Origin of the sequence: Synechococcus sp. R6-7, assembly GCF_047461695.1 — a bacterium.
Lineage (GTDB): Bacteria > Cyanobacteriota > Cyanobacteriia > Thermostichales > Thermostichaceae > Thermostichus.
This window is the reverse complement of the sequence record NZ_JANSHS010000490.1, coordinates 1-10,305: the sequence shown is the minus strand read 5'-3', so window position 1 is coordinate 10,305 and position 10,305 is coordinate 1. Positions and strand designations below refer to the sequence as shown.

The following is a 10,305-nucleotide window of genomic DNA, read 5'->3' as shown; positions in this document are numbered from 1 at the left end:
TTTGAGTACTGGGCCGATGGGAGTGCCCGCCTCCACATAGAGCAGGGATCCGCGGCGGCGCACCTGCAGATCCCAGAAATTGCCTACCCCTTTGCCCGGCAGGGATCCGATCAGGCGCAATTTGAAGGCTTGGGGCTTGGGGGCTGCGGCTCCATCCTTCTGGACTCGCTGAGAGGGAGAGTTGGCGGAAGCTTTTTTGCCCGATTGACGGATCTTGACAATGATGAACCCTTTCTCCTGCGATTGAAAAACGACCTCGCCCCGGATGGAAAACCAATCCGGCACCACTGTTGGACGGGATCCCTCGGGGAGAGTTCGCCCCATTTCTTCTGGGGCCCACACCCCCAGCAACTGCACGTGCAGATCTTCGGTTTTGTCGCGGGTGCGAGGATAAACCACCCACAGATAGTTGCGTTCCGGCCGTAGATGCTTGCGTACCAGGCTCATCACCCGGCCCAGCAATACGGCATTCAGATCCAAGCCATCCGAGGTGCGCAAAATCCCGCGGGTAAAGTGCTCTGGGGAGGGGATGTATTGCCCTTCGATGAGGCCGATGGCTCGGTATTGCATCTTCTCCCCAGGCGGGGGGATGGGTTCCAAACAGACTCGCTCTTTCTTTTCTTCCAAGCTAGCAGTGGTACTGACAACAGGCTGCAAGGACTCCGTCCCGCTGTTGCGAACAGCACCAAGAGCTGCCGCAGGATCCTGAGCTTTCGCTGATGACAGGGATCCCTTGGCCTCGCCGGTTGAGCTGGGTCTGGGGGGCCGTACAGGTCGAAAGGGAGGTCTCAGATCGGAGGACATTGTGACGGTTCCGTTGCTGTCAATTCAGAATGCTCGGCGGCAGACATTTACCGTTGCAAAAACAGGCTATAGCTTTAGCTTTGCTCTTGACCCAAGGCTTGCTCAGCACACCACCCATTAGCCTAACAATGCCCAACAGCGTTTTTCCATTCTGCTTCTATTGGGAAACTCCTAGCAGCTGCCCTTGCCCGCAGTTGTCAACACTGTAGCCGACCTGTAGCCAATGGTAGCAACTGTTCCAAGGGAATGGTTCTCAGGCTGCAGGATGTCTATTCCCCAGACAGGGCCATTGATATTGATCTTGAGTATCTGTAGTTTTTTCCAGCAACGCTGACTGGAGCCAATAGAGGTGTTTTTGCACAGCCGGGATCCAACTGACCGATCCCCAGGGCTCTCTAAGGGCTGGATTGCATTCCCTCAGCCAAGGGGATCCATTCAGCCATCTTGAAGCTCATCGCTTAGGCAGGCGTTGCCCACACCTGCGGAGTGAAGCTGCCGTGTAGGCCATAGGGAATGTGGTGCCGCAATGGGATCCGCGCAACCGGGCCGGCTGTCAGGTCGGCTGCTTCTAGGATCACCACTTGAGAGCGCTGGCTGGCCGCATCAAAAACCACCGTCACGATCCACCCTGCCTCTTCTCCCTGGTCTTCTGGATTGGGGATGAACACCGGTTCTCCCACAAAGCCGCGGGGGGCAAAGCTGTACTGCTGCGTGCGGCCTGTGGCGGTATCCAGCTTGAGGATGGCCTGTAGGGGAGCATTGGGGCCGGGGGCATGGGTGGCCCCGATGTAGATGTAGCGGTGGGATCCCCCCATTCGAGCCGGGTGGATGGCCGGAAACTCCACCGAGCGATCCAGCAGCAGTTCCCGCTTCACGCTGCCCCCCTTGGGATCCAGATAGAACCGCCACAGCTTGCCCGCCGGAATCTGGGCAAAGTCAATCTGCAGGTAATCGGCATCCGGCTCCAGGGCAGGGTAGTTCTCATAGAGGACGGCATCCACCACAACCCGATCCCCGACTTCGTAGCCGTTGACAAAATGGAAAACAAACCCCGGCTCCGCTTCCAGTTGCAGCGGCTCGTCGCCCTGGGGAAAGAGCCAGATGCGGGTCGGCTCCCCCGGTTTCAAGGTCAAACAGGTGCCCGCCGGTTGCCAGCCCAACACAAACGGCAGGGGGTTGAAAGCCAAGGGATTTTGGAAAAAGATACGGTAGCGGGGTGTCCAGACAAAATCGTGCAGGAAGGCAAAACCGGGCAGGCGGTAATCCCGCTTTTCCACCAAGCGCCCGCGCGAGTCCAGACGATAAAACAGCAACGTGGAGTTCTGGGCAGCCCGCACCCCAAAGGCGATGAGATCTCCCGTGTGGGGATCCCGCCGGGGATGGGCAGTGAAAGGCTGGCTGGCCGAGATCCCTCCTGCAAACGTTTCGATCCCCTCGGTGGCCAAGGTGGCCGGGTTCAGCCGGTAAGGGGCACTGGCCTCCCACAGGGCCAGCAGCTTGTCTCCCTGGTAGATGACATTGGTGTTGGCGGGATTTTTAAACCGCAAGTCGAGAAAGTTGCTCCACCAGCCGCCCGGCTTTTGGGTGCCAAACACCCCTCGGTAAAGCACCCGACCGGCTTTTTCCTCTGCTTCAAACTCGCGGGTGCGCACAAACCGGTTGCGAAAATGAACCTTCCCCTCCACAAAGGTGATGGCGCAGACCATGCCATCGCCATCGAACGGGTGTCCGTAGCGCTGGGATCCCACCTCCAGCTTGCCCGGGCCGTTGCGAAACAGGGTTCCCCGCAACCCTGCCGGGATCCGTCCTTCGATCTCCGTAATCCAATAGTCGTACTCCTGGGATAGGGAGCGATAGCCCAATTGCCAGTCGGTGGTGCTGTAGGGAAGGGAAGCGACGCTGACCATGGAAGATCTGCATGCAACGCCCTCTATTGTTGCTTAAACTTTTGTGAAGTCGCCAGTTTTTCTGGGCCGGGATAGCCACCTTGGTTGGGATCCCCAAGATGGAGTCGCCCCGATTCGACTATGGTAGGAAATGCCCCCGAAGCGCCTGACAGGATAGACAGCACCCATGTTTGATGCCCTCTCCGAGAAGTTGGAATTGGCCTGGAGAAAGCTGCGCGGCCAGGACAAGATCACCGAAACCAACATTCAAGAAGCTCTGCGGGAGGTGCGGCGAGCCCTGCTGGATGCGGATGTCAACTTGCAGGTGGTGAAGCAGTTCATCGAGGATGTGCGGGAAGCTGCCCTGGGATCCGAGGTCATCCTGGGGGTGACGCCGGATCAGCAGTTCATCAAGATCGTCCACGACGAGCTGGTGAAAGTGATGGGGGAAGCCAACGTGCCCATTGCCCAAGCGGAGCAGCCTCCCACCATTGTCCTCATGGCCGGTTTGCAGGGATCCGGGAAAACCACCACCTGCGCCAAGTTGGCTCTGTATTTGCGCAAGCAGGGCAAGAAGTCTCTCATGGTGGCCGGAGACATCTACCGTCCGGCGGCCATCGACCAGCTCAAGACGCTGGGCCAGCAAATTCAGATCCCCGTTTTCGACCTGGGCAAAGCAGATCCCGTCGAGATCGCCCGGCAAGGGGTGGAGGCGGCCCGACAGCAGGGCTACGACTACGTGATTTTGGACACTGCCGGTCGTTTGCAGATTGACCTGGAGATGATGGCGGAGCTGGAGCGGATCAAGGCGGCGGTGCAGCCCCACGAGATCCTGCTGGTGGTGGATGCCATGATCGGCCAAGAGGCGGCCAGCCTTACCCGAGCCTTCCACGAGCGCCTGGGCATCACTGGGGCCATCCTCACCAAGCTGGATGGGGATACCCGCGGTGGAGCCGCCCTTTCCATTCGCCAAGTGTCCGGTCAGCCCATCAAGTTCATCGGTGTTGGCGAAAAGGTGGAAGCGCTGGATCCCTTCTACCCGGATCGCATGGCCTCCCGCATTCTGGGTATGGGGGATATCCTCAGCTTGGTGGAAAAAGCTCAAGAGGAAATCGACCTGGGAGATGCCGCCAGCATGGCGGAGAAGATGATGACCGCCCAGTTTGATTTCACCGATTTCCTCAAGCAGATGCGCCTAATTAAACGCATGGGATCCTTGGCAGGGCTGCTGAGACTGATGCCAGGGATGGGCAAAATCAGCGAGGAACAACTGCAAAAGGGACAAGACCAACTGGCCCGCGCCGAAGCCATGATCAACTCCATGACCCCCGAAGAGCGGCGCAACCCGGATCTGTTGGCCCGCAGCGTCAGCCGCAAACGACGGGTGGCCCGCGGATCTGGCCACAAGCTGGAGGATGTCAGCCGACTGGTCAGTGATTTTCAACGCATGCGCGACATGATGCGCAACATGGGCATGGGTGGCGGTTTTCCCGGTATGGGTTGGGGGGGTGGGCGTACCTCTCTTCCCGGCGGGGATCCCAGTTGGCGCGGACGTTCAACGGCCTCTCCCTCTCGGCAACAGCCCAGCCGCAAACCGGGCAAAGGTGGGGGCAAAAAAGGGGGCGGCAACCGCGGATTTGGGGGCAAGTAGGATAGGATTATGCCCTTCCACGTTGTTTTGGTTGCCCCAGAGATCCCGGCCAACACGGGGAATATCGCCCGCACCTGTGCAGCCACCGATACGCCTCTCCATCTGGTGGATCCTCTGGGGTTTCGCCTTTCGGATCGCTACCTCAAGCGGGCGGGGCTGGACTACTGGCAGCATGTCCAACTGTATCGCTACCCCTCTTGGTCTGCTCTGGTGCAGGCCCACCCTGAGGCCCGGTTCTGGTGTTTTAGCGTGCGCGGCAAAGCCCTTTATACGGAAGTAACCTATCAGCCGGGAGACTGGTTGGTGTTCGGTAGCGAAAGCCGGGGGTTGGATCCTCTGTTCTTGGAAACCTATCCCAGCGTGCGCATCCCACTGCGGGGGCCGGTGCGCAGCCTGAACCTCAGCAATGCCGTAGCGATTGCCCTTTTTGAGGCGCTACGTCAGCAGGGATCCCTGACAAAAGAATAAGTGGTCGGGTTGGCCCTGATATAATAGCTACTTCTCCCCGTCAGGAAGATGTGTGCTCTGCAGTATCTGCGCCCCGACTTGCTCTACCTCAAGCCCTACGACGCCGTGCCTGCCCCGGCTGCCGACAAGCTGGATGCCAATGAGTTCCCCCTCGATTGGCCGGTGGGCTTCAAGCAGAAGCTCTCCCTCCTTTGGGAAAAGGGGATCCCCAGCAACCGCTATCCCGATGCCCACCACCGGGGCCTGAAGCAGGCCATCGCCGCCTATGCCGGAGCGGAGCCAGAGCAGATCAGCCTGGGCAATGGGTCGGATGAGCTGATCCGCTCCCTGCTGATTGCCACCTGTCTGGGCGGGCGGGGCGGCATTTTGGTGGCAGAGCCCACCTTCTCCATGTACGCCATCCTGGCCCAGAGCCTGGGGATCCCGGTGGTGCGAGTTCCCCGCGACCCGGAGACGTTTGCTCTGGATCTGGAGCGCTGTCAACAAGCCTTGAGGGAGCATCCGATTCGGGTGGTGTGCCTGGTGGATCCCAACTCGCCGACGGGGAACGGCCTGACGGCTGCAGAGTGGGAGTGGGTGGAAGGGCTGCCCGAAGAGATTCTGGTGATTTTGGATGAGGCCTATTTTGAGTTCAGCCGGCACACAGCCCTGCCCAAGTTGGCAGAGCATCCCAACTGGGTGATTTTACGCACCTTTTCCAAAGCTTTTCGTCTGGCGGCCTATCGGGTGGGTTATGCCGTAGGTCATCCGCAGCTTGTGCAGGTGTTGGATGGGATCCGCCTGCCCTACAACCTCACGGCCCTTTCTCAGTGGGCGGTTCAGATGGCTTTGGAGCATGCCGAGGAGCTTTTGGCCGACGTGACGCTAATTTGTCAGGAGCGGGAAGCCCTTTATCGAGCTCTGCAGGAGCTGCCAGGGGTGCGGGTGTGGCCCAGCCAAGCCAACTTCCTCTACTTCCGGGTGGCCGGCTGGGATCCCCAAGAGCTGCAGCGGGCCTGGCAGGAGCTGGGGACTGGTGTGCGCTACACGGGTGGGGGGCTGCGTCTGACGGTGGGCACCCCTGAAGAGAACCGACGGGCCTTGGAGCGCCTGCGCCAAATCCTGCAATAGGCCTCCCGGCCTGCGTTCGGAGCCAGCCTAGGTGGATGGGTCGGCGCGCGAAAAGCGCTGGATCAAGCTGTGCACCTGCTGCAAGTGTCGTTCGTCCAGATGCTCCAGCGCCTGGGCGATTTCCGCTCTGAGTCGGCTCTGGGTGTCGGTTTGGGCCCGCTGCAGCAGCCAACTTTGGACAGGGCTGGGGTGCTCCACAAAGTCAAGCGCCCAGGGATCCCGTTCGTCCAGCTCAGGTTCTGCCTGGGGCAGCTGCTCCCTCCAACGCTCTTGAGCCTGTCGAAACTCCTCCGCCAAACGATCTGTTGGGCGCCCCTCCGCTTGGAGAACCTCTTGATACCTTTGGTGGGTCACCAGCCAGCGCTGCCGAATTTGAGAGCGTTGCTGCCTGGTCAGCCTGCCGGTTCTGCTTTCGGTGAAGCGCTCGTAAAACCTGAGCGTGTCTCGGTAGTGGCCCAATCGCTCACAAGCCAAGCCTACCTCCAGGGGCTGTAGCCACCAGGCCCGCTCCATCTGTGTGCTGGTAACCACTTCCTGCAGAAAATCTCGCAGCCCAGGGGATTTGCGCCTTAAGTCTTCCCAGTTGGTCCGGATATCCCGGGCCATGGCAGCCACCAGCTCGTAGTCATGTCCCCGCTGCCACGCCTGAGGATGGGCCTGCACCGTTTTCCAGAGCTTCTCCCACTCTCGGCACTGGATCAGAACTCGCAGCATCAGCGGCCAGTCTTTCAAGCGCTCCAGACTGGTGACGACGTCGCCGATGTACTCTGCCCACTCGCCTGTGAGGGGACGTCCTGCCTCTTGCCATCGGTCCAGCACCACCGAGTCTTGGCGGTCTTTGGATAGCCACCTCACCTTGCCGGGAAGGGGTTCCAGGTGGATCTTGGCCCGGTAGTAGGGGGAATGCTCCGTTTGGCCCCCCTGATCCCAAACCTCTACCGCCCGCTCAAATTCCTGCCGATAGAAGTGACAGATACCCCAAATCTTGTAGTACTGATTCGCGAACGGCTGCCGCTGGCCGAGAAAGGCCAGACGTCCCTTCAAAGCCTCAAGGGTCTCTTGCAAAAACCAGCTGCGGGCCTCTTCCTGGGGGCAGAAAGTTCCCAAGTTGTTGAGAACTTGCTCAAGCTCTGCCAAAAATTGCTGTACACACTCTTTCCAGGTGGAATCCGTTCGTGTAAGCGGGACGAAGTCCCTATCTTTGGGGCTGACTTCAACGCTCAGCCAATCTCGCACCCGCACCAGTTGTCGAAAGCGCTCTGCAGGCTTGGCGGAGTTTTTTTGCACCACCACCATCAAGTCCACCAAGGGGCTGTAGTCTGGGATCCCAGGACATCCGGCAAAGTAGGCGGCGTTACGCTGCAGCTCCAACCAGGCCTTCCCTCTCCAAAAGCACTCCCAGGCTTCTCGTTTAAGATTTTTGTTGGGCAAAGCAGACTGCTCCAGGCTCAGGAACTTTTGCCCTGCGGAAACGTAATCCCTCTGGAGCTTGAGGAGCCAGGCCTGACATTCCTGTTCTAGAGGTGGTTTTTTTGCCTTCCGCGCCAGAGTTTGAACATCCTCCAGAAGTTTGAGGTTGCCCTCCTCGATGCCGCGCCTGAGAAGCTCAAGAGCTGCCTCCTGCAGATCTTCCAAGCTTGTATTGGTCCAGTACTGGATATTGATGCCTTTGACAGGGTAACCCAATACCGGTGGGTCGGTCTCCCATTCCGACCGATCCGGTTGCAGAGAAGGATGATCGAGCCAAGAGTTGGATTCTAAGCTTGGATCCCAGAACTCCCGCCAACCGGCAGAGGTGTCCACAATGGCCAGGGCCTCGATGGGGCGGGTAATGCCGACATACAATTGGTTGAGAAAATAATGGAGTTGCAGGGATATCGCCTCCCCAGCTCCTCGGGCGTAATAATTAAGCTGCCGGTTAAAGTTTTGTCGATAGGCGTTTCCAAACTTGTAGAGGATAACTTTTTTGAACTCCATTCCCTTAACAGACGTAGCAGTTTGCAGGAGCGGTGGTTTAAGATTCTGCTTCAATTCCTCGGCAAAGATCTTCTGGAGTTCGGGATCCTGACGCACGTAGTTCAGCTCCTCTCCCACAGGACAGGGTAAGATACAGACTGTTCCTGTGAGATCACTAAGCATTTTTCTAAGCTCATCTTCGATTAAGTTTCTTTCCTGACCATCCAGCACAAACCTTTGAACCGGCATGCCCTGCTCATGGGGACGCCAGGGCTGTTGGGGATAGATTTCTCGACTCTTGCTGAGAACTCGCCGCCACAGGTTGACTACATTGCTAAAACGAGTAACTTGTGGATTGCTGCGATAGTTGTTTCTCAGCTCCTGCGGGCCTGCAATCTCAAAGGGATGGCTCGGCAACAAGTAGGCGCGGATATGCTCGTAGAGATATTTTTTCAGAGCAGCCCAACGAAATCCCGTCGGGTTAATGGTTTGCAAGGGATCCCCGGCAAAGGCATAGGGCAGGCGATCAATAGCCCAATCCAACTTGTATTTTCCCCAAGGAGATAAGCAAAAAATGATATTCAGCTCAAGTTGGGTAAAGTCCTGAACCTCATCGCAAAAAATGACTGGATGAATAGGATTAAGAGTGCCATTTTGCAGCACATCTCTGGCCAAATCTTGGTCATCCCAGTAGCCCTCATGGGTGGTTCGATCCCGGTAACCCGGCCAAATCTCTTCGTAAATCCGCTCGAAGGCTTCTTCATCCACACTGCGGTCGGCCTCAGGCAATTCTCGGTAGCTATCGGGATCCAAATAGTCACTGACCTCATAGCCTTTGATCAGCGTGCGAATGGTGTGCCAAGCCAGCTCTACATCGCGGCGACCACAATACCAGCTCTGAAATCGATAAAAATTGACATACCGATCCGGTTGGTAGCGTTCTTGCCGCTCGGCAGGAAGGCAGTTCAGCAGGTAATCCTGAAAAGTGCTAAAAAAAGCTTGACACTGCTGAATTTCCTCCGTGGAGAAGCTGCACCCCTCCTCCCGATAGCGGTGGCTGATGCGCAAAATTGAACTTACCCTGTCGCGGGCTTGCTGCACCAAGCTTGGGCTATAGGTCAAAAAGAGAGGGCGGTACTCAAGAGGTCTCTGTTTTGAAGTTTTGAGGTAGTGGCTGCAATAGTCGGCAAAGCGGTAGTACAACATCAGAGATTTGCCACTCCCGGCCCTTCCGTTGATCAGTAGGGGCATGGATGTACTCTGCAGGATTTCTTCCTCCTCCATGGACAAAGCCAAATTTCCCTCTGTGATCTCCTGCATTTCCAACCAAATGGTCTCATCCGCCACCATGTAGTCGGGGTAGGCGCGACGGGCGTACCGCTTCCACACCTCCAAAGGTTGCGGGTGCTGGAGAATGTCTGGCTGCTTGGCTTTCATCCCAAAGAGGCAGGTTTGGCATCCCAGCTCAAACCGTTCCTTTTGCTCTGGGGCGTGGTCGTAAACTCCAATGAGAAATGGAAACAATCTCCCTGGCTGCTCCCAGACTTGTACCAAGCTGACGGCCAGATACAGGGATCCCTCCTGCCAGCATTTGACCTCTGCCTCCAGATAAAACGGCGGGAGCTGCCGGTAGAGCCTGCCTTCAATGTCATCTACCAAGCGGGATACTGCTTGGTAAGCCTGGCGCCGCTGCTCTGGAGAAAGGGCCCGTACTTGCCGAACCCATTCCCCACTTTCCAACACCAGCCGCTCCTGCGGATTGGGAGCATTCAAGAACTGTGTCCATTCATACAGCTCGTCGGGCAGAGGGGGGAGATGGTTTGGCGGATCCCCTGGTTCGTGCCGCTGCGCCAGCCACGCCTGCAAACGGTCATCGGGCACCCAGCTCCGCACCCGTTCTTGATAATCCGGATCTCGCCGTCGGTCTAAGAACTCCCGGTATTCGTGACTGCCTCTCGGCCAGAGGCCAAACAAAACCAGAACGGGTACCTCGCCTACATAGCGCAGCTCCCCCACCAAGCGAATGTTGTTGCGGAGATTACGCTTCCAGTAAGGGTAACGAACGTCAAACAACTGGCTCAAAAGGGTGCGACCCCCCTCTTCCAGCCGTTCTATCAATGCTTCTAGGTTGCACTGGGTTCTGCTTCCCAGAAACTCCTCCGGGCAATATACATACATGGGATCCCGCCGGGTATACTTGGAAGCCATCCTAGTGCCGGACTACTGGCGAAAATTGCCGCTGTGCCAAAAGTCTTAATTTTTTTCATAATCCCCACGTAGCCCACAACTACCTATGTAGCCATTTGCAAACTCACAAAACATCTCGATTCAATTCAAGCTTTTGTGAAATGCAAGGACTCCGTCCCGCTGACGCGTTCGCGTTAGCGTCGCGTAGCGACAAAGGACTCCGTCCCGCTGACGCGATCAGCA

At 57.6% G+C, this 10,305-nt stretch carries 5 protein-coding genes and 1 pseudogene; 3 read left to right on the top strand and 3 right to left on the bottom strand.

Annotated elements, in window-relative coordinates:
* Nucleotides 1-570, bottom strand: a pseudogene (locus NW815_RS13270) (hypothetical protein); the annotation flags it as partial.
* A 692-nt stretch (nucleotides 571-1,262) separates the two neighbouring features.
* On the bottom strand, nucleotides 1,263-2,711 hold the full coding sequence (locus tag NW815_RS13265; protein WP_414387962.1) for a carotenoid oxygenase family protein: 1,449 nt from the start codon (nucleotides 2,709-2,711) through the stop codon (nucleotides 1,263-1,265).
* A 166-nt stretch (nucleotides 2,712-2,877) separates the two neighbouring features.
* Between NW815_RS13265 and ffh the strand changes: the two genes are divergently transcribed.
* From ffh to NW815_RS13250, 3 genes are read left to right on the top strand one after another with little or no spacing between them, the layout of a single operon-like run.
* Nucleotides 2,878-4,341 carry a signal recognition particle protein gene (ffh, locus tag NW815_RS13260; protein ID WP_414398875.1) on the top strand — a complete coding sequence of 488 codons (1,464 nt, stop codon included), beginning with the start codon at nucleotides 2,878-2,880 and terminating at the stop codon, nucleotides 4,339-4,341.
* A gap of 9 nt (nucleotides 4,342-4,350) precedes the next feature.
* A complete protein-coding gene (locus NW815_RS13255) occupies nucleotides 4,351-4,809 on the top strand; it encodes a tRNA (cytidine(34)-2'-O)-methyltransferase (protein ID WP_011431928.1) in 459 nt (152 codons plus the stop codon).
* A 48-nt stretch (nucleotides 4,810-4,857) separates the two neighbouring features.
* A complete protein-coding gene (locus tag NW815_RS13250; protein WP_414416111.1) occupies nucleotides 4,858-5,919 on the top strand; it encodes a histidinol-phosphate transaminase in 1,062 nt (353 codons plus the stop codon).
* Nucleotides 5,920-5,946: 27 nt separating this feature from the next.
* Here the strand turns inward: NW815_RS13250 and NW815_RS13245 are convergent, their stop codons facing one another.
* On the bottom strand, nucleotides 5,947-10,083 hold the full coding sequence (locus tag NW815_RS13245) for a hypothetical protein (protein WP_414387743.1): 4,137 nt from the start codon (nucleotides 10,081-10,083) through the stop codon (nucleotides 5,947-5,949).
* Nucleotides 10,084-10,305 lie beyond the last annotated feature (222 nt).